General features: G+C 73.9%; 28 protein-coding genes. 14 read left to right on the plus strand and 14 right to left on the minus strand.

Annotated elements, in window-relative coordinates; all coding sequences use genetic code 11:
* Positions 1 to 52 precede the first annotated feature (52 nt).
* The 7 genes from J2X64_RS05885 to J2X64_RS05915 form a co-directional block, all read right to left on the minus strand.
* Positions 53 to 1,099, minus strand: a complete 1,047-nt coding sequence (locus tag J2X64_RS05885; RefSeq protein WP_310150938.1) for a P1 family peptidase — start codon at positions 1,097 to 1,099, stop codon at positions 53 to 55.
* Complete coding sequence (locus J2X64_RS05890) at positions 1,099 to 1,527, minus strand: VOC family protein (RefSeq protein ID WP_310150941.1); 429 nt, start codon at positions 1,525 to 1,527, stop codon at positions 1,099 to 1,101. The genes J2X64_RS05885 and J2X64_RS05890 overlap by 1 nt, the downstream gene beginning before the upstream one ends.
* Positions 1,524 to 1,976, minus strand: coding sequence for a GNAT family N-acetyltransferase (locus tag J2X64_RS05895; RefSeq protein WP_310150945.1), 453 nt, complete (start codon positions 1,974 to 1,976; stop codon positions 1,524 to 1,526). The genes J2X64_RS05890 and J2X64_RS05895 overlap by 4 nt, the downstream gene beginning before the upstream one ends.
* Positions 1,977 to 2,085: 109 nt before the next feature.
* Positions 2,086 to 2,376: a DUF3263 domain-containing protein gene (locus J2X64_RS05900; protein WP_310150947.1), complete on the minus strand. Its 291-nt coding sequence runs from the start codon at positions 2,374 to 2,376 to the stop codon at positions 2,086 to 2,088.
* A 128-nt stretch (positions 2,377 to 2,504) separates the two neighbouring features.
* Positions 2,505 to 3,041 carry a hypothetical protein gene (locus J2X64_RS05905; protein WP_310150950.1) on the minus strand — a complete coding sequence of 179 codons (537 nt, stop codon included), beginning with the start codon at positions 3,039 to 3,041 and terminating at the stop codon, positions 2,505 to 2,507.
* A gap of 76 nt (positions 3,042 to 3,117) precedes the next feature.
* A complete protein-coding gene (locus tag J2X64_RS05910) occupies positions 3,118 to 4,488 on the minus strand; it encodes an aminotransferase class V-fold PLP-dependent enzyme (protein WP_310150953.1) in 1,371 nt (456 codons plus the stop codon).
* Positions 4,489 to 4,521: 33 nt separating this feature from the next.
* Positions 4,522 to 5,184 carry an HAD-IA family hydrolase gene (locus tag J2X64_RS05915; protein ID WP_310150956.1) on the minus strand — a complete coding sequence of 221 codons (663 nt, stop codon included), beginning with the start codon at positions 5,182 to 5,184 and terminating at the stop codon, positions 4,522 to 4,524.
* Between the two features lie 33 nt (positions 5,185 to 5,217).
* On the opposite strand from J2X64_RS05915, the gene J2X64_RS05920 reads away from it, so the two are divergent.
* From J2X64_RS05920 to J2X64_RS05945, 6 genes are all read left to right on the plus strand, one after another.
* Positions 5,218 to 6,195 carry a DUF389 domain-containing protein gene (locus tag J2X64_RS05920; protein WP_310150959.1) on the plus strand — a complete coding sequence of 326 codons (978 nt, stop codon included), beginning with the start codon at positions 5,218 to 5,220 and terminating at the stop codon, positions 6,193 to 6,195.
* A 41-nt stretch (positions 6,196 to 6,236) separates the two neighbouring features.
* Positions 6,237 to 6,542: a metalloregulator ArsR/SmtB family transcription factor gene (locus J2X64_RS05925; RefSeq protein ID WP_310150962.1), complete on the plus strand. Its 306-nt coding sequence runs from the start codon at positions 6,237 to 6,239 to the stop codon at positions 6,540 to 6,542.
* 172 nt (positions 6,543 to 6,714) lie between these two features.
* Positions 6,715 to 7,392 carry a uracil-DNA glycosylase gene (locus J2X64_RS05930; protein WP_310150965.1) on the plus strand — a complete coding sequence of 226 codons (678 nt, stop codon included), beginning with the start codon at positions 6,715 to 6,717 and terminating at the stop codon, positions 7,390 to 7,392.
* A 98-nt stretch (positions 7,393 to 7,490) separates the two neighbouring features.
* On the plus strand, positions 7,491 to 8,219 hold the full coding sequence (locus tag J2X64_RS05935) for an SGNH/GDSL hydrolase family protein (protein WP_310153137.1): 729 nt from the start codon (positions 7,491 to 7,493) through the stop codon (positions 8,217 to 8,219).
* Between the two features lie 283 nt (positions 8,220 to 8,502).
* On the plus strand, positions 8,503 to 9,687 hold the full coding sequence (locus tag J2X64_RS05940; RefSeq protein ID WP_310150968.1) for an acyl-CoA dehydrogenase family protein: 1,185 nt from the start codon (positions 8,503 to 8,505) through the stop codon (positions 9,685 to 9,687).
* A 6-nt stretch (positions 9,688 to 9,693) separates the two neighbouring features.
* Positions 9,694 to 10,458: an SDR family NAD(P)-dependent oxidoreductase gene (locus J2X64_RS05945; RefSeq protein WP_310150970.1), complete on the plus strand. Its 765-nt coding sequence runs from the start codon at positions 9,694 to 9,696 to the stop codon at positions 10,456 to 10,458.
* Between the two features lie 363 nt (positions 10,459 to 10,821).
* Here J2X64_RS05945 and J2X64_RS05950 read toward each other — a convergent pair whose 3' ends face one another.
* Both J2X64_RS05950 and gabT read right to left on the minus strand, forming a co-directional pair.
* Complete coding sequence (locus tag J2X64_RS05950) at positions 10,822 to 11,367, minus strand: GNAT family N-acetyltransferase (RefSeq protein ID WP_310150972.1); 546 nt, start codon at positions 11,365 to 11,367, stop codon at positions 10,822 to 10,824.
* Between the two features lie 93 nt (positions 11,368 to 11,460).
* Entirely contained in the window at positions 11,461 to 12,792 is a 1,332-nt protein-coding gene (gene gabT / locus J2X64_RS05955) for a 4-aminobutyrate--2-oxoglutarate transaminase (RefSeq protein ID WP_310150973.1), read from the minus strand.
* A gap of 138 nt (positions 12,793 to 12,930) precedes the next feature.
* Here gabT and ligD point away from each other — a divergent pair, with 138 nt between their 5' ends.
* A complete protein-coding gene (ligD, locus tag J2X64_RS05960) occupies positions 12,931 to 13,902 on the plus strand; it encodes a non-homologous end-joining DNA ligase (RefSeq protein ID WP_310150975.1) in 972 nt (323 codons plus the stop codon).
* A gap of 29 nt (positions 13,903 to 13,931) precedes the next feature.
* Here the strand turns inward: ligD and J2X64_RS05965 are convergent, their stop codons facing one another.
* Positions 13,932 to 15,038 carry a glutamate--cysteine ligase gene (locus J2X64_RS05965; protein ID WP_310150977.1) on the minus strand — a complete coding sequence of 369 codons (1,107 nt, stop codon included), beginning with the start codon at positions 15,036 to 15,038 and terminating at the stop codon, positions 13,932 to 13,934.
* Positions 15,039 to 15,210: 172 nt separating this feature from the next.
* Between J2X64_RS05965 and J2X64_RS05970 the strand changes: the two genes are divergently transcribed.
* The 4 genes from J2X64_RS05970 to J2X64_RS05985 are packed head-to-tail and all read left to right on the plus strand — an operon-like array spanning position 15,211 to position 18,254.
* Positions 15,211 to 15,615 carry a TOBE domain-containing protein gene (locus J2X64_RS05970; protein ID WP_310150979.1) on the plus strand — a complete coding sequence of 135 codons (405 nt, stop codon included), beginning with the start codon at positions 15,211 to 15,213 and terminating at the stop codon, positions 15,613 to 15,615.
* A complete protein-coding gene (gene modA / locus J2X64_RS05975) occupies positions 15,612 to 16,424 on the plus strand; it encodes a molybdate ABC transporter substrate-binding protein (protein WP_310150981.1) in 813 nt (270 codons plus the stop codon). Before J2X64_RS05970 ends, modA begins: the two co-directional genes overlap by 4 nt.
* Position 16,425: 1 nt before the next feature.
* On the plus strand, positions 16,426 to 17,211 hold the full coding sequence (locus J2X64_RS05980) for an ABC transporter permease (protein ID WP_310150984.1): 786 nt from the start codon (positions 16,426 to 16,428) through the stop codon (positions 17,209 to 17,211).
* Positions 17,208 to 18,254 (plus strand): ATP-binding cassette domain-containing protein, encoded by a 1,047-nt coding sequence (locus J2X64_RS05985; protein ID WP_310150987.1) that lies wholly within the window; start codon positions 17,208 to 17,210, stop codon positions 18,252 to 18,254. The genes J2X64_RS05980 and J2X64_RS05985 overlap by 4 nt, the downstream gene beginning before the upstream one ends.
* 41 nt (positions 18,255 to 18,295) lie before the next feature.
* Here the strand turns inward: J2X64_RS05985 and J2X64_RS05990 are convergent, their stop codons facing one another.
* The gene (locus J2X64_RS05990; RefSeq protein ID WP_310150989.1) at positions 18,296 to 18,601 is read right to left on the minus strand and encodes a hypothetical protein; all 306 of its coding nucleotides are present in this window, start codon (positions 18,599 to 18,601) and stop codon (positions 18,296 to 18,298) included.
* Between the two features lie 209 nt (positions 18,602 to 18,810).
* On the opposite strand from J2X64_RS05990, the gene J2X64_RS05995 reads away from it, so the two are divergent.
* The 3 genes from J2X64_RS05995 to J2X64_RS06005 all read left to right on the plus strand — a co-directional run bounded on the left by J2X64_RS05995 (position 18,811) and on the right by J2X64_RS06005 (position 20,966).
* Positions 18,811 to 19,635, plus strand: coding sequence for an alpha/beta fold hydrolase (locus tag J2X64_RS05995; RefSeq protein WP_310150992.1), 825 nt, complete (start codon positions 18,811 to 18,813; stop codon positions 19,633 to 19,635).
* Positions 19,636 to 19,720: 85 nt separating this feature from the next.
* Positions 19,721 to 20,323 carry a hypothetical protein gene (locus J2X64_RS06000; protein ID WP_310150997.1) on the plus strand — a complete coding sequence of 201 codons (603 nt, stop codon included), beginning with the start codon at positions 19,721 to 19,723 and terminating at the stop codon, positions 20,321 to 20,323.
* A gap of 115 nt (positions 20,324 to 20,438) precedes the next feature.
* Positions 20,439 to 20,966: a DinB family protein gene (locus J2X64_RS06005; RefSeq protein ID WP_310151000.1), complete on the plus strand. Its 528-nt coding sequence runs from the start codon at positions 20,439 to 20,441 to the stop codon at positions 20,964 to 20,966.
* Positions 20,967 to 21,081: 115 nt separating this feature from the next.
* Here the strand turns inward: J2X64_RS06005 and J2X64_RS06010 are convergent, their stop codons facing one another.
* From J2X64_RS06010 to arsM, 3 genes are read right to left on the minus strand one after another with little or no spacing between them, the layout of a single operon-like run.
* Positions 21,082 to 21,504: an arsenate reductase ArsC gene (locus tag J2X64_RS06010; RefSeq protein WP_310151005.1), complete on the minus strand. Its 423-nt coding sequence runs from the start codon at positions 21,502 to 21,504 to the stop codon at positions 21,082 to 21,084.
* Complete coding sequence (gene arsB / locus J2X64_RS06015; protein WP_310151008.1) at positions 21,501 to 22,598, minus strand: ACR3 family arsenite efflux transporter; 1,098 nt, start codon at positions 22,596 to 22,598, stop codon at positions 21,501 to 21,503. The genes J2X64_RS06010 and arsB overlap by 4 nt, the downstream gene beginning before the upstream one ends.
* A complete protein-coding gene (gene arsM, locus J2X64_RS06020) occupies positions 22,595 to 23,470 on the minus strand; it encodes an arsenite methyltransferase (protein ID WP_310151012.1) in 876 nt (291 codons plus the stop codon). Before arsM ends, arsB begins: the two co-directional genes overlap by 4 nt.
* Positions 23,471 to 23,514: the final 44 nt, after the last annotated feature.

Genomic DNA, 23,514 nt, shown 5'->3' on the forward strand with positions numbered 1-23,514 from the left:
CCACGTCAGGCGTCGGCCCGGGTGGGGGCCGGCTGCCGCCTGAGGTGCCGCGTCAGGTGCCGGGGAAGGCCGACGGGAAGGCGTCCCGGTAGGACCGAAGCTCCCCGTCGGCGGTCGTCGTGGTCGTCGCGGCGAGCACCGCGTGCCCGACGGCCCGGGTCACGCAGTCGCCGGCCGCGACCATGAGCGCGTGCAGGCGGACGAGGTCGGGCGCCGGGCGCGCCCCGGACGCGAGCGTGAAGAGGGTGTCGCCGTCGAGCAGCGTGTGCACCGGGTGGACAGCGCGGGCGAGCCCGTCGTGGCCGAGCCCGCTGACCTTCTGGCACTGCGCCTTGGTGAGCGTGGCGTCGGTCGCGATGACCCCGATCGTGGTCGCGGTGCCGGGGCGGATCGGGCGGTCCGCGTATGCCGTGACCGCCCGGTCCCGTGCCGCCTCCACGTCCTGCGGCCCGGGTGCCACGAGGTCTGTGAACTCGTCGGCGAGCGCCCACCGGGCGGCGTACAGCTCGCCCGTCGCGGGGTCGACGGCGTCGCCGAGGGCGTTGACCGCGACGAGGGCCGCCACCATCGTCTCGTCGTCGAGCACGGCACTGGCCGAGCCGATGCCGCCCTTGAGGCCACCGAGCCTGGCGCCGGTCCCGGCCCCCACGCAGCCGAGCTCGACCGGTGCGGCCGTCGCCACGTCGTGGGCGTAGGCACCGTCCTCGGCGGTGGGCGTCGCAGCGAAGTCGCCACCGCGGCCGAGGTCGAAGAGCACGGCCGCCGGCACGATCGGGACCACCTGGCCGGGTGCACCCATCGGCCAGCCGCGGCCCGCGGCATACAACCGTCGCACGACCCCGTCCGCGGCGGCGAGGCCGAACGCGCTGCCGCCGGTGAGCACCACGGCGTCGACCCGGTCGACGAGGTTCCGCGGGTCGAGCAGGTCGGTCTCGCGGGTGCCGGGCGCGCCGCCGCGGACGTCGACGCCACCGACCGCGCCGCCCTCGGGCGAGAGCACGACGGAGGTGCCGGTGAGCCAGCCGTCGCCGGTGCGCGTGGCGTGCCCGACCCGGAAGCCGGCGACGTCGGTGAGGGTGTTGGTCGGTCCCGGCCGCATCAGTCGCCGCTCGCGTCGATGACGCAGAACCGGTTGCCGTCGGGGTCCTCCAGGACGACGTAGTCGTACTCCTCGTCCTGCGGGTAGGGCCAGTCCTCGACGCGGCGGGCCCCGAGCCCGACGAGACGGTCGACCTCGGCGGACTGGTCGAGGGCGTAGAGGTCGAGGTGCACGTGCGGGACCTCGTCTGGCCGGGTGGCGCCGGCGTTGAGGGACAGGTTCGGGCCGTCACCGGGGCCGGTCAGGATGACCCAGTCGGGCTCGGGGGCGTACTTGGGCCGGTAGCCGAGGGCCGGCCCCCAGAACGCGGTCGCGGCCGGCACGTCCGACACGTTGAGGACGATCGAGCCGATGCGCAGGCCGGGCCCGCGGTCGGGCGCCGCGGCGCCGTCGGGACCGGGAGTGGTTCTGCTGTCGGGGTCGGTCACTGCAGCTCCATCCGGTAGGCGGCCTCGTCCGCGGTGAAGCCGACCCGCTCGACCATCGGACGGGTGTGGACCCCGGCGGCCATCCGCACCGCCGCGAAGCCGCCGTCCCGCGCCCAGCCCGACGCCTCGGTCAGCAGCCGCTCCCCCACTCCGATGCCACGGTGGGACGGGCGGACGAAGAAGGTCTCGACGAGCAGGTCCGGCGCCCCTGTCGCGCGGGGCAGGGGCAGCGGCTCGACCACCCGAGCCTGGAGGAAGCCGGCGTGGTCGTCGCCCGCCTCGGCGACCCAGACGGGGAGCCGGCGCAGGTCGGCGAGCCAGGCCCGGGCATACCGGTCGAGGAAGCCGGGCTCCCCCGTCGCGCCGCGGTGGATGGCGCACTGCAGCGCCAGGGCGGCGACGACCAGCGCGTCGTCGGCCCCTGCCGTGCGGATCCGCACCTCACCCACGGACGGCAGTCAAGCACGCCCGACCCGCCCACGGCACGCACTGCGGCCGGGACGCAGCAACGCCCGTCCAGCCTGCTTGCAGGGACGGGCGTGGCTGGCCGAGGGGGCGCTACAGCTGGATGCCGAGCCGCCGGGCGCTGCGTGCGCGCTGGCGCGACGCGCGCAGCCGGCGCAGCCGCTTGATGAGCATCGGGTCGGCCTCGAGTGCGGCCGGGGAGTCGATGAGGCTGTTGAGCACCTGGTAGTAGCGGGTGGCGCTCATGTCGAACAGGTCGCGGATGGCCTGCTCCTTGGCCCCGGCGTACTTCCACCACTGGCGCTCGAAAGCGATGATCTCGCGGTCGCGCTCGCTCAGCTCCGTGGCTGCGCTCGCGTGGTCCTGCTCGTGTGCCGCGTTCACTCTCGGGTCTCGTCCTTCTTCGGCGTGTGGTGCTGTCCGTGCGGGCACAACTATACGGATCGAATCACACGCTTGTCATTCCGTTCGCGGCAAGTCCCGAACCGCCTCGGTCCCGGTAAACCCACAGGTCACACGGGCCCCGGCAGCCCCTCCCTGCGCCGGCTGGGCGACTGCTGTAGTGCCGTCCCGCGCACGAGGTCGCGGCGCATCGCGGGGGTGAACGGCAGCAGCAGGAGCGCCAGCCCGAGGGCGCCGTAGACGACGTGGAAGAACGAGAACTCGATCCACACCAGCTCCAGCCCGATCCAGACCACCTGGCCGAGCCCGAGCAGCACCGTCGCCAGCCACGACCAGTGCCGCCCGGTCAGTCGGCGGACCCAGCCCGTCCAGCCCCACTCGACCCGCGTCCGCATGCCCCACCGGGTGACGAGCGAGCCCACGCCGAACCCGAGGCCGAGCACCAGCCCGGGCAGGACCCAGTTGTCGATGAGCGGGATCTGGTCGATCCAGCGCCTCGGGAACCACGAGTCGATGCCGAGCACCTGGGCCAGGACGAAGGCCACGCCACCGGCCGACGCCGTGATGCCGAGGAACAGCAGGAGCGCGAGGACGACCCGTTCCGTGAGGGGGCGGTGGGACAGGTGACTGCGGTGGCGTACGGACATGGCGGCGACCTCCTGGCCCCACGCTCCAGCCCGGCCACCGGCGCCGGCAGGGGCCAAGGTCCCCGCCGGCTCCGGCTCAGGCCATCGTGTCGAGGATGGCCGTGATGTCCTCCTCGGACGTCCTCGGGTTGACGATCGCGAACCGGGTCAGCGTCTCGCCCAGGTGCGAGGTCGGCACGACGAAGGCGAACTCCTCGGCGAGCAGCCGGTCCGACCACTCCTGGTACTGCGCCGCCGTCCATCCGATCCGCCGCAGCACGACGACCGACAGGTCCGGCTCGCGCACGACCTCGACGTAGTCGCGGCGCCCGATCTCCTCGGCGGCGAACCGGGTGACCTCCAGCGTCCGCTCCACCGCGTCGCGGTAGGCGTCGGTGCCGTGGGTGGCCAGGCTGAACCAGAACGGCAGCCCGCGCGCCCGGCGGGTCAGGCCGACCGAGTAGTCGGTCGGGTTCCAGTCGGGTGCCGCGGTGAGCACGTCGAGGTACGACGCGTGCTGGGTGTGCGCGGCCCGCGCCGCGGTCGGCTGGCGGTAGATGAGGGCGCAGCAGTCGAACGGCGCGAACAGCCACTTGTGCGGGTCGACGATGAACGAGTCGCAGTGCTCGATGCCCTCGTACAGGTGGCGCACCGACGGCGCCGCGAGACCGGCCCCGCCGTACGCGCCGTCGACGTGGAACCAGATCCCGAACTCCCGGCACACGGCCGCCACCGACGCGAGGTCGTCGACGATCCCGAAGTTGGTCGTCCCCGCGGTCGCCACGACGGCGAAGAACGTCTCCGGGCCGTGCTCGACCAGCTGCTCGCGCAGGGCCTCGCCGGTGAGCCGGCCGGCGGCGTCGACCTCCACGCCGACGAGCTCGGCGTCCATGACGTCGCACGCCGACTGGATCGAGGAGTGCGCGCCGTGCGTGGCCGCGACCCGCCACGGCCGCCCGCCCGCGCCGGTCCGGCCCTGCTGGGCGGCGTCCATCCGCGCGGTGTGGCGGGCGGCGACGAGGGCCGACAGGTTGCCGATGGTGCCACCGGGCACGAAGACGCCACCGGCCTCCGGCGGAAGCCCCACGAGGTCGGCGATCCAGCGCAGCGCCTGGTTCTCGGCATACACCGCGCCGGCACCCTCGAGCCACGAGCCGCCGTAGATCGACGACGCGCCCACGACGAGGTCGAACATCGCGGACGCCTCTGTGGGGGCGCACGGGATGAAGGACAGGTAGCGCGGGTGGTCGGTGGAGATGCACGCCGGTGCGAGGTCCTCCTCGAACAGCCTCAGCGCGGCGAGGCCTCCGATGCCCTCGCTGGTGATCGTCTGGCCGGCCTTCGCGTCGAGCTCCGCCAGGGTCCGGGGGCCGTCGAGCGGCACCGGGTCGAGCTTGAGGCGGTCCGCCGAGTAGGCGAGGATCGCGTCGCCGAGGTCCTCGAGCTGCTTGTCGCTGTAGCCGTGCACGGCGCGAGTCTAGGGCGGACCCGTGCCGGGCCCCTACCGCCCGACGACGCCAGCCGCGTGCAGCAGTGCTCCCCGCAGGCCGGCGACGTCGGCCACGACGGCGTCCGGCCCGGTGGCCGCGAGCGCGGCCTCCTCGCCGGCGCCCCACGTGACGGCGACCGCCCCCATGCCCGCCGCCCGGGCGGCCTGGACGTCGACCGTCGCGTCGCCGACGTAGACGCACTCGGCCACGGTCACCTCCAGGCGCTCCGCGGCATACAGCAGCGGCGCGGGGTGCGGCTTGTGGCGCTCGGTCTCGTCCTGGCCCGCCACGACGTCGATGACCTCGTCGAGGCCGACGGCGCGCAGCCCGAGCCGCACGGTCTCGGCCTTCTTGGAGGAGACCACGCCCGTGCGGGCGCCACGGTCGTGCAGCTCCGCGAGCAGCTCGGGCATGCCCTGGACGCTGCGGATGAGGTCGTCGTGGTGGGCGAGGTTCCAGCGGCGGTAGACGTCCGTGAGCTCGGCGCCGCGGCCGGGGTAGCGCTCCTCGAGCACCGGCTGGAGCGGGCGCCCGATCCACGACAGCACCTCGGCCTCGTCGGCGACCTCGCCGAGCGTCCCGATCGCGTGGTGGTAGCTCGCCACGATGAGCGGGATGGTGTCGGCCAGGGTGCCGTCGAAGTCGAACAGGACGACGGGCCAGCGCGGAGTCACGAGCCCGAGCCTAGGCTGCGGCACACTGACGCCATGCTGCAGCTGCGGATCTCGGTCAGGACCGAGCTGGCCGACGACGTCCTGCAGGTGCTGGCGGACGACCCGGCCGTGAGCAGCGTGGCGGCGGTCCGCGGCGCGTCGATCAAGCCGGCCGGCGACCTCCTGTTCGCCGACGTCGCGCGCGAGGCTGCCAACGACGTCATCGACCGGCTCCGCGCCCTCGGCGTGCAGGACGACGGCACCATCCACGTCGAGCCCGTGACGTCGTGGCTGTCCCGGCCCGGCCTCGAGGCCGAGCGGCTGGCCCCCGGCAGCGGCGCCGACTCGGTCGTCTGGCTCCAGGTGACCCAGCGCGCCATCGAGGACTCCGAGACGAACTGGACGTTCATGTCCTTCATGGTGCTCGCGACCCTCATCGCCGGGGTCGCCATCGTGCTCGACTCCCCCGTGCTCGTCGTGGGGGCGATGATCCTCGGCCCCGAGTTCGGGCCCATCGCCGCGCTCGGGCTCGCGCTCGTGCGTCGGCGCTACGGGCTGTTCCGCCGTGCCGTCCGGGCCCTCGTGCTCGGCTTCGCGACGGCCATCGCGGCGACCTTCCTCGCCGGGCTCGCGGCCGGGTCCCTCGGGTGGGTGACGGCCTCCGACCTCACCGGGTCGCGGCCCGCCACGGCGTTCATCTACCGGCCGGACCAGTGGTCGTTCTTCGTGGCGGTCGTCGCGGCCGCGGCCGGCGTGCTGTCGATGACGTCGTCCCGCGTCGGGGGGCTGACGGGCGTGTTCGTGTCCGTGACGACCATCCCGGCCGCGGGCAACATCGGCCTCGGGCTCGCGTTCGGCGCGTGGCACGAGGTCCGGGGCAGTGCGCTGCAGCTCGTCGTCAACCTCACCGGCATGGCCCTCGCGGGGTGGGTCGCCCTCGCCCTGCAGCAGGTCGTCTGGTCGCGGGTGAGCCGGCGTCGGGCACGCCTGGCGCGCCGCGTGCGCTCCCGGTCCTCGGCCGACACCGCGTGAGCGGGACCAGCTCGCAGCCCTCATCGACTAGCATCGATGCCGTGAGCGGATCCCTCGCGACCGGCGAGCCCTGGGACGCCGCCGAGGCGGAGCAGACCGCCCGGCTGCTCAAGGCCGTGGCCGACCCGGCCAGGCTGCGGCTGCTGTCGATCATCCGCGCCGCCAAGGACCAGGAGGCGTGCGTGCGCGACCTCGTGCCCGCCGTCGGCCTCAGCCAGCCCACGGTCAGCCACCACCTCCGGGTGCTCACCGAGGCCGGGCTGCTCAGCCGCGAGCGCCGTGGCGCGTGGGCCTGGTTCCACCTGGTGCCCGGCCGGCTCCACGACCTCGCCGCGATCTTCCACTGACGCCCGGGGCCGTACGCCGGAGGCACGGCATACCGGACGCCCACCCCACGCCCGCCGGGGCCCGCACGCCGGAGGCACGGCATACCGGACGCCCACCCCACGCCCGCCGGGTGCCCGCCCGCCGACCGGGGGCCGGTGCGTGCCGATCGGCGCACCGGGCTAGGTTGCCGGTATGCCGCCCGCTCCCCTCACCGAGCTCGTCCACCCCTCGTGGGCGGCGGCGCTGGAGCCCGTTGCCGGGACCGTCGGTGAGCTCGGCGAGTTCCTGCGCCAGGAGGTCGCCGCGGGGCACGGGTACCTGCCGGCCGGTGGGCACGTGCTGCGGGCGTTCGAGCAGCCGCTGGACTCGGTCCGGGTGCTCATCGTGGGGCAGGACCCGTACCCGACACCCGGGCACGCCGTGGGGCTGTCGTTCTCGGTCGCCCCCGACGTCCAGCCCATCCCCCGGTCGCTGGTCAACATCTACAAGGAGCTGCAGGCCGACCTCGGCGTCCCGGCGCCCACGACCGGCGACCTGTCCCCGTGGGCCGACCGCGGCGTGCTGCTGCTCAACCGCGTCCTCACCGTCCGGCCCGGCAAGCCCGCCAGCCACCGAGGCAAGGGCTGGGAGGCCGTGACCGCAGCCGCCATCACCGCGCTCGTCCAGCGTGGCGGCCCCCTCGTCGCGATCCTGTGGGGCCGCGACGCCCGCAACCTCGTCCCGCACCTCGGCGGCACCCCGTGCGTCGAGAGTGCCCACCCCTCACCGCTGTCGGCCCACTCCGGGTTCTTCGGCTCGCGCCCGTTCAGCCGGGCCAACGAGCTGCTGACCCGGCAGGGCGCCGACCCGATCGACTGGAGCCTCCCGTGAGCGACGACGCCATCGACCGCGCCGACCAGACCCACCTCCCCGAGCGCGGCAAGGTGTGGCACCGCTACGTCGCGATCGGCGACTCGTTCACCGAGGGCATGAGCGACGAGGACCCCCAGCACCCCGACCGGTACGTCGGCTGGGCCGACCGCCTCGCCCGTCACCTGTCCGCGCTGGCGGACGGCGACCTCACCTACGCCAACCTCGCCGTGCGCGGCCGCCTGCTCGCCGACGTCGTCGGGCCGCAGCTCGACGCGGCGCTGGCCCTCGGCCCCGACCTCGTCTCGATGGTCGGCGGCGGCAACGACATCCTGCGCCCCAAGGCCGACCTCGACGACATCGCCGGCCAGCTCGAGGCCGCGGTCGTGCGCATCCGGGCGACCGGCGCCGACGTCCTGCTCGCCACCCCCACCGACCCGGTCGGCGCCCCCGTGCTCAAGCACCTGCGCGGCCGGCACGCCATCCACTCGGCGAACGTCTTCAGCATCGCCCAGCAGCACGGCTGCTACGTCATCAACCAGTGGGGCATGCGCGCGCTGCAGGACTGGCGCCTGTGGTCCGAGGACCGCATCCACATGACGGCCGAGGGGCACCGCCGCGTCGCCCTCAACGCCCTCTCCGCGCTCGGGCACGAGACCGACCGCGAGGACTGGTCGACGCCGCTGCCCCCGCCCGAGCCGGTCGGCCGGCGCGAGGCCGTCGCCGCCAACGCCGACTGGGCCCGCACCCACCTCGCTCCCTGGGTCCAGCGCCGGCTGCGCGGGGAGTCCTCCGGCGACACCGTCACGGCCAAGCGCCCGCAGCTCCGCCCGGTCGACCCCGCCTGACCCGCGTCGACCCCGCCTGACCCGCGTCGACCCCGCCCGGCCCGTGTCGACCCCGCCCGGCCCGTCGACCTCGGCACGAACCTCTGCTAGCAGAGGTTGGCGCGCCCAGCACAGGGTGGAACCTGCGCTGGGCGCAGGAAGGTCTGCTAGCAGAGGTTGGTGCCGACGGGGCAGCAGCCTCGGCCAGCAGAGGTTGGTGCCGACGGGGCGGCACGGGCGGTCCCGAGGGGGCCCGACCTGCGCGATTCATTTAGTTGGACGTCCTACTACTACCCTTCCTTCCATGCCTGCCACGCGCCTGATGCCCACCGAGGAGGGCCAGGACCTCATCGACCTCACCCGGGAGATCTGCACCAAGGAGCTGCTCCCGCGGGTGGCCGAGGCCGAGCGCCGCGCCGCCACCGCGCCCGAGCTGCCCGTGGACGCCTTCCGGGTGCTCGGCCGCGCCGGCCTCCTCTCCCTGCCGTATGCCGAGGAGCGGGGCGGCGGGGGCCAGCCCTACGAGGTGTACCTCCAGGTCGTCGAGGAGATCGCCTCGGTCTGGATGTCGGTGGCCGTGGGCGTCAGCGTCCACGCGCTCACCTGCTACCCGCTGGCGCAGTTCGGCACCGACGAGCAGCGCGAGCGCCTGCTGCCCGGGATGCTCTCGGGCGACCAGCTCGGCGCCTACTGCCTGTCCGAGCGGTCGGCCGGCTCCGACGTCGGCTCGATGACCACCCGGGCGACGCCCGACGACCCGGCCAGCCCGTCGGCATACCGGCTCAAGGGCACCAAGGCGTGGATCAGCCACGCGGGGCACGCGGACTTCTACACGACGTTCGCCCGCACGTCGGACGACGGCGGCCGCGGGCTCTCCTGCCTCGTCGTCCCCGGGGACGCGGACGGCCTGTCGTTCGGCACCCCCGAGAAGAAGATGGGCCTGCACTGCGACCCGGTCAGCGAGGTGCACTTCGACGGGGTCGAGGTCGCCGCCGACCGGCTCGTCGGCGAGCCGGGCCAGGGCATGGCCATCGCGCTGTCGGCCCTCGACTCCGGGCGGCTCGGGATCGCTGCTGCCGCAACGGGTCTCGCGCAGGCGGCACTCGACCACGCGGTCGCGTACGCGAAGGAGCGCGAGCAGTTCGGCCACCCGATCGGCGACTTCCAGGGGCTGGCGTTCCTGCTCGCCGACATGGAGGCCGCGGTGACGAGCGCGCGCGCGGCCTACCTGCACGCCGCCCGGCTGCGTGACGCGGGCCGCGCGTTCTCCAAGGAGGCGGCCGTCGCCAAGCTCGTCGCCACCGACAACGCCATGCGCGTCACGACCGACGCGGTGCAGGTCCTCGGCGGCGCCGGCTACACGCAGGACTTCCCGCTCGAGCGCTACATGCGCGAGGCCAAGGTGACCCAGATCTTCGAGGGCACCAACCAGATCCAGCGGCTCGTCATCAGCCGCCAGCTGCTCCAGAACACGTCCAAGAGAGGCTGAGAGCCCTTGCAGATCACCGAGAACACCGTCGCCCTCGTCACCGGTGGCGCCTCCGGCCTCGGCGAGGCCACCGTCCGCCGGCTGTACGCCGACGGCGCCGCGGTCGTCGTCGTCGACCTCCCCTCCTCGAACGGCGAGGCGCTGGCCGCCGAGCTCGGCGACCGCGCGCGGTTCGCCGCCGCCGACGTCCGCGACGAGGCGCAGGTGCAGGCAGCCGTCGACACCGCGCGCGAGCTGGGCACCCTGCGGGTCGTCGTCAACTGCGCCGGCGTCGGGACGCCCGGCCGCGTCGTCGGCCGCAAGGGCCCGCTGCCGCTGCAGACCTTCGCCGACGTCGTGTCCATCAACCTCGTCGGCACGTTCAACGTCCTGCGCCTCGCCGCCGCCTCGATGCTCGACAACGAGCCGGTCGACCGAGACCGCGGTGTCGTCGTCATGACCGCGTCGATCGCCGCCTACGACGGCCAGATCGGCCAGGCCGCGTATGCCGCGAGCAAGGGCGGCGTCGTCGGCCTCACCCTGAGCGCCGCCCGCGACCTGGCGGACAAGGCGATCCGGGTCATGACCATCGCCCCCGGGACGTTCATGACGCCGATGCTCGCCGGGCTGCCCGAGGAGGCGACGGCGGTCCTCGAGGCGCAGGTGCCGCACCCGTCGCGGCTCGGCCGGCCCGCGGAGTACGCCAGCCTCGTGCGGCACGTCGTCGACAACCCCATGCTCAACGGCGAGGTCATCCGCCTCGACGGCGCCCTGCGGATGCCCCCGCGCTGACGCCGCTCACACCCGCCTCGCCACGGTCTTGGGGGCTGCAGCGCTCGGGAAACCGCGCGGTCGCGCCCCCAATCGCGGCGGGGAAGGTGTGAATGACGCCGGGCCCTTGCGCCGGGGAGCCGGCAGGGTGCACGATCGGCGGACCTCCTCCGGGAGGCCAGTCCCCCTCGGGGGACACGAGACCCGGCCAACTCATACTTGGCCGGGTCTCACCTTTTGTAACAGGAGCGCGGGGCCGGTTCCGAATCCGACACGCGTCCTGAGCGTGAACGGGCGACGAACCTCTCGTCCGCGCCCTCGCGCTGACGTGCCGGCTCCGCCGCCACTGCTGGGCCGCCGCCCGGCACGGTCACCGCTGGGCCGTCACTGCCCTGTAGGCACCCAGAAGCGGAGCTTGCCGTCCCGCTCGTCCTCGAGGACGCCGCCGCACGCCTCGACGACCCGGCGGGACGCGACGTTGTCCGGGTCGCAGGTGACCAGCGCCGAGGCGATTCCGTGCCGCGTCCGGGCGATCGCCAGCATCTCCCGGAGCATCGCCGTTGCATGCCCACGCCGGCGGTGCTCCGGCGCCACGTCGTAGCCGATGTGGCCGCCACTGGCGAGCAGCCGTTCGTTGAGCCGTTGCCTGAGCTGGATGCGCCCCAGCCACTCCGCGCCCTCGACCCACCACAAGGTGGTCGAGGGGACCATGTACGCCGGGCGCGGGGTGTCCACGAGCGCCTGGGCGCGCAGCTCGTCGACGTAGGCCGCGAAGCCCTCCGGGTCCGCCCAGGAGGCAGCCCAGGTGCGCAGGTCGCGCCCGATCATCGAGTCGTCGTCGCCCGACCCGCGGCCCTCCGCGGCGAAGGCAGCCATCGCCCGCAGGAACGAGGTGTGGAACCGCGTGTCGGGCTCGACCAGCTCAGCCATCGCTCCATCCAAGCACCGCGACCCCCGCCGTGCGGCGCAGCGGAAGGGGCACCATCTGGGGCGGGCCGGAGCCCGCCGAGCGGCGGGGGCGGGTCAGACCGATGCGGCGAACGCCTCCTCGAGCACGTCCAGGCCCTCGGACAGCAGCTCGTCCGAGGACGACAGCGGCGGCAGGAACCGGAACACGTTGCCGAAGGTGCCGCAGGTCAGCGTGACCAGGCCGCGCTCGTGGCAGGCCTTGTTGACGCGGCCGGCGAGGTCGGCGTCGGGAGTCTTCTTCTCCAGGTCGGAGACGAGCTCGATCGCGAGCATCGCGCCACGGCCGCGGATGTCACCGATCACGCCGTGCTTGTTGGCGAGCGCCTCGAGCCGCGGGCGGAAGAGCGCCTCGACCTCGCGGGCGCGGCCGCACAGGTCGTCGGCCTTCATCGTCTCGATCGAGGCGAGCGCCGCGGCGCAGGCGACCGGGTTGCCACCGTAGGTGCCGCCGAGTCCGCCGGTGTGGATGGCGTCCATGACGTCCGCGCGCCCGGTGAGGGCCGCCAGCGGCATACCGCCCGCGATGCCCTTGGCGGTGGTGACGAGGTCCGGCACCACGCCCTCGTGGTCGGAGGCGAACCAGTCGCCGGTGCGGCAGAAGCCGGACTGCACCTCGTCGGCGATGAAGAGGATCTCGTTGTCACGGCACCAGTCGGCGACCATCTTCACGAATCCCGGCGCCGGCACGATGAACCCGCCCTCGCCCTGGATCGGCTCGAGGATGACGGCGGCGGTGTTCGACTCACCGACCTGCGCGTGGACCATCGACGTGAACGTCTCGAAGGCCTCCTCCGCACACGCCTCCGGGCCGGTGGGCCAGCGGTACGGGTAGGCCATCGGCACGCGGTAGACCTCGGACGCGAACGGCCCGAAGCGGTGCTTGTACGGCATGCTCTTCGCGGTCAGCGCCATCGTCAGGTTGGTGCGGCCGTGGTACGCGTGGTCGAACGCGACGACCGCCTGCCGGCCGGTGAAGTGGCGGGCCACCTTGACGGCGTTCTCGACGGCCTCGGAGCCGGAGTTGAAGAGGGCCGACCGCTTCTCGTGGTCGCCGGGGGTGAGCTCGGCCAGCGCCTCCGCGACGAGGACGTACTCCTCGTACGGCGTGACCATGAAGCACGTGTGGGTGAAGTCGGCGATCTGCTTCTGCACCGCCTCGACGACCCGCGGGTTGCCGTTGCCGACGGTGGTGACCGCGATGCCCGAGCCGAAGTCGATGAGCTGGTTGCCGTCGACGTCACGCAGGATGCCGCCGCTGGCCTGCTCGACGTAGACCGGCAGGCCGGTGCCGACGCCGGCCGACACCGCGGCCGTCTTGCGCTGCTGGAGGGCCTGGCTCTTCGGGCCGGGGATCGACGTGGCGAGGACGCGCTTCTGCTCGAGCATGGGCCGAGCATAGGCCCGCCTCCCGAGGCCCTGACAGGGGTGGCGGGCACGACGCCGCGCCTCCGGCGGCCGGGCGCCCGCAATGGTGCGGTATGCCGCGTGCATGCCCCCGCGGCATACCTCCTCTAGCGTGGGCGCATGGCAGCCAAGGCGAGCTCCCCCGCCGTCGAGGTCGAGGTGGGCGACCGCGAGGTGCGGATCAGCAACCCCGACCGCGTGTACTTCCCGGCCCGTGGCGAGACCAAGCTCGACCTCGTCAACTACTACCTGTCGGTCGGCGACGGGATCGTCAACGCCCTGCGCGAGCGGCCCTGCATGCTGCACCGGTTCCCCGAGGGCGTCAGCGGCGAGAAGGTGCACCAGAAGCGGGTGCCGAACGGCGCACCACCGTGGCTGGAGACCGTGCGGGTGAAGTTCCCGCGGTACAACCGCACCGCCGACGAGCTGTGCGTCACCGAGCTCGCCCACGTCATCTGGGCGGTGCAGATGAGCACGGTCGAGTTCCACCCGTGGAACAGCCGTCGTGCCGACGTGGAGAAGCCGGACGAGTGGCGGATCGACCTCGACCCCGGGCCGGACTGCCCGTGGGAGCGGGTGCAGCGCGTCGCCCACGTGGCGGACGAGGTGCTCGACGAGCTGGGCGCGGTCGGGTGGCCGAAGACGAGCGGCGGCTCCGGCATGCACGTCTACGTCCGGATCAAGCCGGAGTGGGGGTTCAAGGACGTCCGTCGGGCCGCGCTGGCGTTCGCGCGCGAGGTCGAGCGGCGCGCCCCCGACGACGTGACGACGACGTGGTGGCGCAAGGACCGCGACCCGGCCGACCTGTTCGTCGACTACAACCAGAACGCGCGCGACCACACCATCGCCGCGGCGTACTCCGTGCGCGGCAACCCGATCGGCACGGTCTCGACGCCGATCGGCTGGGACGAGGTGGACGACGTCGAGCCCGATGACTTCACGATCGCCACCGTCCCCGCCCGGTATGCCGAGAAGGGCGACCTGCACGCCGGCATCGACGAGGCCGTGTTCGAGATCGACCCGCTGCTGGAGTGGGCGGAACGCGACGAGCGCGACGGGGCGCCGGCCCCGCCGGAGCCCGAGGACTCCTAGGCCGCCGGGCGCGGGACGCGCGCGGTGGCCTAAGCCGCGGGGTCGCGGTTGGTGACCTCGGCGGCGGCGCCCACCACGGCCGCGAGGTCGCCTCCGGCAGCCACGGCCGCGGCCCTCTGCCGGTCGGCCCCGGTCCCCTCGGCGAGGATGCGCGCCAGGCCCTCGCGGACGACGTCGCTGTCACCGGCCCGCTCCAGGGCCGGCCCCACCTGCTCGAACAGCGCCCAGACGACGTCGGCCGCCGGTGCCAGCGCGCGGTCGACCGGGTCGACCAGGTGGTCCCTGACGCCGTAGCGCGAGGCCCGCCAGGCACCGGCGCGGACGACCGCAGCCGGCGTGGGGTCCGGGTGCTGGTCCCGCCACTCGGTGGCCGCGGTGTCGACCAGCGCGCGCACGAGCCCGGCGACGGTCACCGTGTCGCGGACGTCGAGGCAGACGTCGGCGACCCGCACCTCCACCGTCGGGTAGGCCGCCGAGAGCCGGGCGTCGAAGTAGAGCATCCCGTCGTCCATGGCGGCACCGGTGCCGAGCAGGGACGCGACCAGCTCCTCGTACGCCGCGTGGCTGCCCAGCGGCTCGATCGGACCGGCGCTCGGCCACCGGGACCAGAGCTGGTGGCGGAAGCTGGCGTAGCCGGTGTCGGCGCCGTCCCAGAAGGGCGAGTTGGCGGCGAGCGCCGCCACGACCGGAAGCCGGGTGCGGATGCGGTCGAGGACCGCGACGCCCTCCTCGGGCGAGTCGATGCCCACGTGCACGTGGCAGCCGCAGACGAGCTGCACGTCCTGGACCGGGCCGTACACCCGCGCCATCCGCCGGTAGCGCTCCTTGGGGGTGGTGACGGGCGTCGTCGGGGTGGGCGCGGTCCCGAGGGCGGCGGTCCGGGCCCCGACGGTCCGCGCCAGCAGATCCGCGCGCCGGCGCAGGTCGGTGAGGTCGGCGAGGAGCTCTCCGAGCTCGGTCTGCGGGCGGGAGTTGGTCTCCAGCTGCTGCTCCTGCAGCTCGCCCTCGACCCGCTCGCGAAGGTCGACCGAGCGCCCCGCACGCGCGTCGTCGAGCACCCGTGACGCCACGGCGACCGCACGACCGGCCCCTGGGTCGACCAGCAGCAGCTCCTCCTCCACCCCCACCGTGCGCACCCGTGCAGTCTGCCGCCGGTCGGCCGACCTCGCTGGCCGGCGGACCTCGCTGGTCGGTGGACCTCGCTGGTTTGCTGACCGCACGGTCCGTCGCGGGCCCGGGCCGGCCTCCGACGCAGGCGCACCGACGAGCGCTGGATGCCACCGCACCTGCGGCAATAAAGTGGCATTCGTGCCGCTCATGAGGATCCGCGATGCCGCCGCCTTCCTCGGCGTCAGCGACGACACCGTCCGCCGCTGGGTCGACGGAGGCGCCCTGCCCGCCGAGACGGACGAGTCCGGGCGCAAGGTCGTCGACAGCTACCGCGTCGCACTCCTCGCCCGGGAGCACGCCCGGGCCGTCGACGACCCGTCCGGGGTCGGGCGCTCGGCGCGGAACCGGTTCGTCGGCCTCGTCACCGACATCCGGCGCGACACCGTCATGGCGCAGGTCGAGCTGCAGTGCGGGCCCTTCCGGGTCGTCTCGCTCATGAGCAGCGAGGCCGTCGACGACCTCGGGCTCGAGCTGGGGTCGGTCGCCATCGCGGTCGTGAAGTCCACGAACGTCATCGTCGAGACCCCCGGGGGTGCCTCATGAGGACCGTCACGCGCCGGCTCGTCCTGCCGGTCGTGGTCGCCCTGGCCGCGTCGACCGCCGCCTGCGGGTCCGGGGCGGCGCAGGGGGGCGCTGCCGGGGACGGGTCGGCCGGGGGCGCGTCCGGCGGCCGGCTGTCAGGCACGCTCACCGTCTTCGCCGCGGCCTCGTTGAAGAAGCCGTTCACGCAGATCGGCACCCAGTTCGAGAAGGCCCACCCCGGGACCACGGTCACCTTCAGCTTCGCCGGCTCCTCCGACCTCGTCGCGCAGATCCAGCAAGGTGCCCCGGCCGACGTGTTCGCCTCGGCCGACGAACGGAACATGGCCAAGGCGACGGCAGACTCCCTCACCTCCGGCGCCCCCGTCGCCTTCGCCACGAACACCCTCGAGATCGCCGTCCCGCCCGGCAACCCCGGCCGGGTCGCCTCGCTCCGGGACCTGGCCCGGCCCGGGCTCAAGGTCGTCGTGTGCGCACCTGCCGTCCCGTGCGGCGGGGCGGCGGCGAAGGTCGAGGCTGCCGCGAAGGTCGACCTCAAGCCGGTGAGCGAGGAGCAGTCGGTCACCGACGTCCTGGGCAAGGTCTCCGCCGGCGAGGCGGATGCCGGCCTGGTCTACGTGACCGACGTCGAGGGCGCAGGCGGGTCGGTGCAGGGCGTGCCGTTCCCCGAGGCGTCCGCGGCGGTCAACACCTACCCGGTCGCCGCCCTCAAGGGCAGCCGCAACCCGGCCCTGGCCGCCGCGTTCGTGCAGGCCGTGACCGGCGAGCAGGGGCAGGCGGCCCTGGCAGCCGCCGGGTTCGGCAGGCCCTGACGTGCGCGACCGCCGGCTCGGGCTGCCCGCCTGGCTCTTCGTGCCCGCCGTCGCCGGCGCGGCGTTCGTCGCCCTGCCGCTGGTCGCCATGCTCACGCAGGTCCGGTGGTCTCGGTTCGGGGCGCTCGTGACCTCGGACTCCTCGCAGGCAGCCCTCTGGCTCAGCCTGCGCACCTCCGTCGCGAGCACGGTGCTGTGCATCCTGTTCGGCGTCCCGATGGCGATCGTGCTGGCGCGGACCCGCTTCCCGGGCCAGGCGTTCGTGCGGTCACTGGTGCTGCTACCGCTGGTCCTGCCGCCCGTCGTCGGTGGCATCGCCCTGCTGCACACCTTCGGGCGGCGCGGGCTGCTGGGTCACACGCTCGACGTCCTCGGTTGGCAGGTCGCCTTCTCGACGACGGCCGTGGTCATGGCCCAGACCTTCGTCGCCCTGCCGTTCCTCGTGGTCAGCCTCGAGGGTGCGCTGCGCTCCTCGGGGCAGCGGTACGAGGAGGTCGCCGCGACCCTCGGCGCACGCCCCACGACGGTCTTCCTGCGGGTCACGCTGCCGCTCGTCCTCCCGGGACTGGCCTCCGGAGCGGTGCTCGCGTTCGCCCGCGCGCTGGGCGAGTTCGGCGCCACCATCACCTTCGCCGGGTCCCTCCAAGGCGTGACGCGGACCCTGCCGCTCGAGATCTACCTGCAGCGCGAGACCGACCCGCAGGCCGCCGTCGCGCTCTCCCTGGTCCTCGTCGCGGTGGCCACCATCGTCATCACGCTCACCCGCCGCTCGCGGAGCGCCCCGTGAGCCTGCACGCATCCCTGCGGGTCCGCGAGCGCGACGTCGACGTCGCCCTCGACGTCCCCAGCGGGCACACCGTCGCCCTCCTCGGACCCAACGGCGCCGGCAAGTCGACCACGCTAGCGGCCCTGTCCGGGCTCCTGCGGCCGGACGACGGGGAGGTGCTGCTCGACGACCGGATCCTGTTCTCCCGCAACGGATCCCACCGGGAGGTGCCGCCGCACGCGCGCGGCGTCGCGCTGCTGGCCCAGGAGGCGCGGCTCTTCCCGCACCTCTCGGTGGCCGACAACGTCGCCTTCGGCCCGCGCAGTGCCGGTATGCCGCGCAGCCGGGCTCGCGCCCGCGCCGCGCACTGGTTGGCCGAGGTGGAGGCCGGCGACCTCGCCGACCGCAGGCCGGCCCAGCTGTCAGGCGGGCAGGCGCAGCGAGTCGCCGTCGCCCGGGCCCTGGCCACCGAGCCCGCCCTCCTGCTCCTCGACGAGCCGCTGTCCGCCCTCGACGTCGAGGCGGCGCCGGCACTGCGCCAGCTCCTGCGCCGGGTGCTGGCCGGCCGTACCACGGTCCTGGTCACGCACGACGTGCTCGATGCGGTCCTGCTCGCCGACGAGGTCGTCGTCCTCGACGGCGGCCGTGTGGTGGAACAGGGACCGACCGCCCAGGTCCTCACCCGGCCCACCAGTGCCTTCGCCGCGCGGGTCGCCGGTCTCAACCTCGTCCGGGGCACCGCCCGCGACGGCGGGGTCGACGGGCCCGACGGCCTGCACCTCGCGGGGATGTCGGAGCAGCCGCCGGGTGACGGGGAGCCGTCCGTCGCGGTCTTCAGCCCCTCGGCGGTGGGCGTCTACCGGCAGGCCCCGCACGGCTCCCCCCGCAACGTCGTCCGCGCCATCGTCACCGACCTGGAGCCGCACGGCCACCAGGTGCGCGTGCACACGCCCCACCTGGCGGCCGACATCACGCCGGCAGCGCTCGCCGAGCTCGGTATCGCGCCCGGTGACGAGGTCGTGCTGACGGTGAAGGCCAGCGAGGTGGCCGTGTACGGCGGATGACCGCAGCGAGCACCGGCTGCGATGGCGGCACGCAGGTCTGCTCAGGCCGGAGTCGGCTCCGCGTCCGCGGTGGGGTCGACGGACGTCACAGCGCCCACCACGTCGTCCGGGACGGGGGCCGGCGACCTGCGGTGCAGCTCGGCCAGGATGGCCTGCTCACGGTCGATGGCCGCCTGCAGGTACGGCGGCACGGAGGAACCGGTCAGCTCGTGCCGGTCTCGGAGCGCGTCCTCCAGCTCGGCGAGCGCCGCGACGAGCTGGCGGACGGTCCACGAGGCGGGGTCTGTCGACGGCTTCGCGTCGGGAGGCGGCGTGCCGACGACCGACGGCTCGAGAAAATCGGTCACGGGGGGCTCCTGGGGTGACGACGATGTCTGGGGCCCCGACTGCTTGAAGCCAATAGATGGTTGACCCCTTTGTCCGGTTCTGTCAACTGGAACACGACCCCAGCGCCCCTCGCCTAGAGTCGAAGGCGGTCGAACCCAGGCCGCAGACCGATGGCACCGCGCGGCCGAGGGCCGGCGCGGGCCGACCGAGCCCGCCAGGAGGACCGACCGTGGCAGCACCGCGTCGCGCCAGCCTTCGAAGGCGAGCCCCCGCGCCCGACGACCAGCCGGCAGCCGTCACGACGTGGACGGTCGTCGACGAGGGGGCCGTGCGCGCCGTGGAGTACGCGCCCCGGGGGCAGTCCCGCGCGCTCGTCTGCCTCCTGCCCGGGCTCAGCCTCACCGACTACGTCGCCCCGACCGCCCGCGCCCTGGCCGTCCGGGGCCTGCACTGCGCGGTGCTCGACCTCCCCGGCCTGGCGCGTCCGGCCCGCGTGACCGAGGCTCACCCCGCCCGTGCGGGCGAGTGGGCCGCCGCTTGGCTCCGGACCCGGCCGGTCGACCTGCCGCTGGTGCTGATGGGGCACTCGACCGGAGCGCTCGCGGCCCTGGCCGCCGCCACGACGACCACGACACCGCCCAGTCTGCTCGTCCTCGCGGGACCAGTCTTCGTGCCGGCCCACCGCCGGCTGTCGAGGCTGGCGCTGGCCGCACCGACGGCATACCGGCGCGAGTCGCCGCGGGAAGTGCCGGCCGCGCTGCGGCTGCTCCGGCACGCAGGCCGGACGGCATCGCTCGTCCGCTCGGCAGTTCACCTGCGACCGGAGGACCTCGTCGCCGGTGTGACCACGCCACTGGTCCTGACCGCCGGTACCGCGGACGCCATGGCCCCGTGGCACTGGCTCGAGCACCTGCACGACAGGGCGACCGCAGCGCCCCGCAGGCGGGTGGTCGTGCTGCCCGGGTCGCACAACAACCTGTTCACCCACCCCGGCGAGGTCGCGGACCTCGTCGTCGCCGGGCTGGAACCGGAGCCTGGGCCGCCGCGCGCCTGATCGCGCGGACACCGCATCCCGTGAACTGCCGGCTGTCCCACTGCGTCCTGACGGGTACCAGCCCAGCAGAACTCGAGGCACCCCAATGTCCAGGTCATCCACGTCCCGCACCCGCACCAGCGCAGCGGTCGCCGGCACCGCACTCACCGGAGCCCTCCTGCTCGCCGCCTGCGGGTCGAACGGCTCGTCCTCGTCCGGCGGCCTCTACGGCAACGCCCCGGCCGGCTCCGGCGCGTCGACGTCGAGCACGTCGGAATCGAGCAGCGCCGCCACGGGCGGCCGCTACGGCAAACCCCCGGCGGGCTCGAGCAGCGCCGCTGCGGCGTCGGGCGCGCCGACCACCGCCGACTCTCGCGTCGGCAGGATTCTCGTGACGGCGCAACGGATGACCATGTACGTGTTCGCCATCGACCCGCGTGGCCAGTCGCGATGCACCGGGTCGTGCGCCACGTACTGGCCACCCGTCCCGGCCAGCGACGCGCCCAAGCACCCCGTCGCCGGGATCACGGCCACCTTCGGCTCCATCACCCGCCCCGACGGCACCACGCAGCTCAGCGTCGACGGCTACCCGGTGTACACGTACGCCGGCGACAAGTCGCCGGGCGACGTCAACGGCCAGGGCGTCAACGCCTCGGGCGGACTGTGGTGGGCGTTGTCCCCCAACGGTTCCTGGGACAAGCGCAAGTGACCACTCCCCAGGCCTGACGAGACGCGGCCCCGGACGGGCCCGCGCCGGACGAAGGTGAGCCGAGCGGGGCGACCGGACGGTGGACGCGCCGGCGCCGGAGGTGGACCGTGGTGAGGTGGCACTCCCGGACCAGCAGCGCGCGGCCCTCACCTGGGTCGCCGAGGACTTCGACGCCCTGGTGGGCGGCGCACGAGTGGACGAGCTCGGCCGCCCGACGCAGGGCACGCGGTGGACCAACGAGCAGCTGCTGTTCCACATGTGGTTCGGACAGCGGATCGCGCGGGCGTTCGTGCCGATGCTGGGCGGCTTCTCCCGGCTACCGCCGCGGGCGTCGGTCGGCTGGTCGCACCTGCTGGGCGCCCTCACCCGGCCCTACGACTGGGTGAACTTCGCCGCGCCGGTGGCCGGCACCAGGGTCGTGCCGCTGCGTCGCGTCCGTCAGTGGATGCACCAGGACACCGACTGGCTGGTGGGCTGGGGTGACAGGGCGTCCGCCGAGGAGCTGGCGCGCGGGATGACGGTGCCGGTCTCGTGGGACCCGTACTTCATCCCGTGGATGAGCCGCCTGGACGTGCTGGAGTGGGCGCCGAAGCACTACCGCCACCACCGGGCCCAGCTGACCCTCGACGCGACCCCGGACTGAGAGACCCACCCCGCGGACGCCCCCGGTGGGCGCCGTCCGGACGCGCCGCTGGGCCAGCTCCCCGGACGCGCCGCTGGACCAGCCGCCCCGGACGCGCCGCTGGGCAGCCGTCGGGTCAGCTCGTGCGCGCCACCGGTATGCCGAGCTCGCCCAGCAACGTGGTGACGCGCGCCCTGATCTCGTCCCGTATCGGGCGCACGGCGTCGACGCCCTGCCCCGCGGGGTCGTCGAGCTCCCAGTCGAGGTAGCGCTTGCCCGGGTAGAACGGGCAGGCGTCCCCGCACCCCATGGTGATCACGACGTCCGAGGCCTGCACCGCCTCCGGCGTCAGGAGCTTCGGGGTCTCGCCGGCGAGGTCGATGCCCTCCTCGAGCATGGCCTCGCGCACGGCCGGGTTGATGCTGTCGGCAGGCGCCGAGCCGGCCGAGCGCACCTCCACCCGGCCGCCGGACAGGTGGGCGGTGTAGGCAGCGGCCATCTGCGAGCGCCCCGCGTTGTGGACGCACACGTAGAGGACGGACGGTCGCTGGTCGCTCATCGGGTCGGCTCCTCGGGGGTGGCGTGCGGGTAGCGGTTCCTCAGGGCGAGGCTGACATAGACGAGCGCGACCAGGACCGGGACCTCGATCAGCGGACCGACAACCCCTGCCAGGGCCTGGCCCGACGTGACTCCGAAGGTGGCGATCGCGACCGCGATGGCGAGCTCGAAGTTGTTGCCCGCAGCGGTGAACGCCAACGTGGTGGTTCGCTCGTAGGTGAGGCCCAGGGCCCTGCCCAGCAGGTAGCCGCCACCCCACATCAGGGCGAAGTACGCCAGCAGGGGCAGGGCGATCCGGGCCACGTCGAGCGGTCGGCTGGTGATCTGCTCGCCCTGGAGCGCGAAGAGGATGACGATGGTGAAGAGCAGTCCGTAGAGCGCCCAGGGGCCGACGCGAGGAAGGAACGAGTGCTCGTAGCGGTCGCGCCCGACGCGTCGCTCCCCCAGGCGACGGCTGAGGTAGCCGGCGAGCAGCGGGATGCCCAGGAAGACCAGGACGCTCTTGGCGATCTGCCACGGCGAGACGTCCAGGCTCGACTGGTCCAGCCCGAGCCACCCCGGGAGCACGGACAGGTAGAACCACCCCAGCGCAGCGAACGCGACGACCTGGAACAGCGAGTTGAGGGCGACGAGCACCGCCGCGGCCTCACGGTCGCCGCACGCCAGGTCGTTCCAGATGATGACCATCGCGATGCACCGGGCGAGACCGACGATGATCAGGCCGGTGCGGTACTCCGGCAGGTCCGGCAGCAGCAGCCACGCGAGGGTGAACATGAGCGCCGGGCCGACCAGCCAGTTCAGGACGAGGCTGGAGACGAGCATGCGCCGGTCTGCGGTCACGGTGTCGAGCCGGTCGTAGCGGACCTTCGCCAGCACCGGGTACATCATCACGAGCAGCCCGACCGCGATCGGCAGCGAGACGCCGTCGACCTGCACCGCCGACAGCGCGCCAGCCAGCCCAGGGACCAGGCGCCCCAGGGCCAGGCCGGCGGCCATCGCGGCCAGGATCCACACCGGCAGGAAGCGGTCGAGCGTGGAGAGCCGCGCCGCGACCGCCGACTGCGGGCGGCTGGTGGTGGGCGTGGGTGCGGTCACGGCTTGCGCGCCCGCACGAACGCACTGGCGAACGCGCCGTCCAGCGCGGCGACCAGCTCGGGGAGCGCCATCCCGTCCGGCAGCTCGGCCACGTCGGTCACCTCGGCCATCGCCTCGAGGTCGTCGCGGGAGTACTCCCGGGTCACCTCGACCGAGGCGTCCTCGAAGCCGGCGGCGGTGAGCTTCTCGACGAACTCGTGGTCGCGCAGGGCACCGGAGATGCACCCCGTCCACAACCGCACCACGCCGCGCAGCTCCTGCGGGATGTCGCGCAGCAGGACGATGTCGGACACCGCGAACCGCCCCTGCGGCCGCAGCACCCGGTAGGCCTCGCGCAGGGCCGTGTCCTTGTCCGGGGAGAGGTTGATGACGCAGTTGGAGATGACGACGTCGACCGAGGCGTCCGGCAGCGGCACGTCCTCGATGGTGCCCTTGACGAACCGGGCGTTCTCGACCCCCGCCTCGGCCTGGTTGCGGCGCGCCAGCTCCAGCATCTCGTCGGTCATGTCGAGCCCGTATGCCGTGCCGCCCGGGGCCACGCGGCGGGCGGACAGCAGGACGTCGAGCCCTCCGCCGGACCCGAGGTCGAGGACGTCCTCGCCGGGGTTCAGCTCGGCCAGGGCGGTCGGGTTGCCGCACCCCAGGGAGGCGGCCAGGGCCGTCTCGGACGGGGTCTGCGTGCCCTCGTACAGGTTGGAGCTGATCGGGTCGACCGCCGTCGCGGTGGACCCGCAGCAGCCGCCCCCACCGCAGCACACCGACTCCGGCTGGCCGGTGAGCAGGCTCGTCGCCGACGCGGCATACCGCTCCCGCACCGCCTCACGGACCTGCTCGTCGTCCATCTGCTCGGGTGCCCTCTCCTGCAGTGCCATGGCGCGCTCCTTGGTTTGATGATTGTCGAATCAGCGTCAGCATG

The organism is Phycicoccus sp. 3266 (genome assembly GCF_031456495.1).
GTDB lineage: Bacteria > Actinomycetota > Actinomycetes > Actinomycetales > Dermatophilaceae > Pedococcus.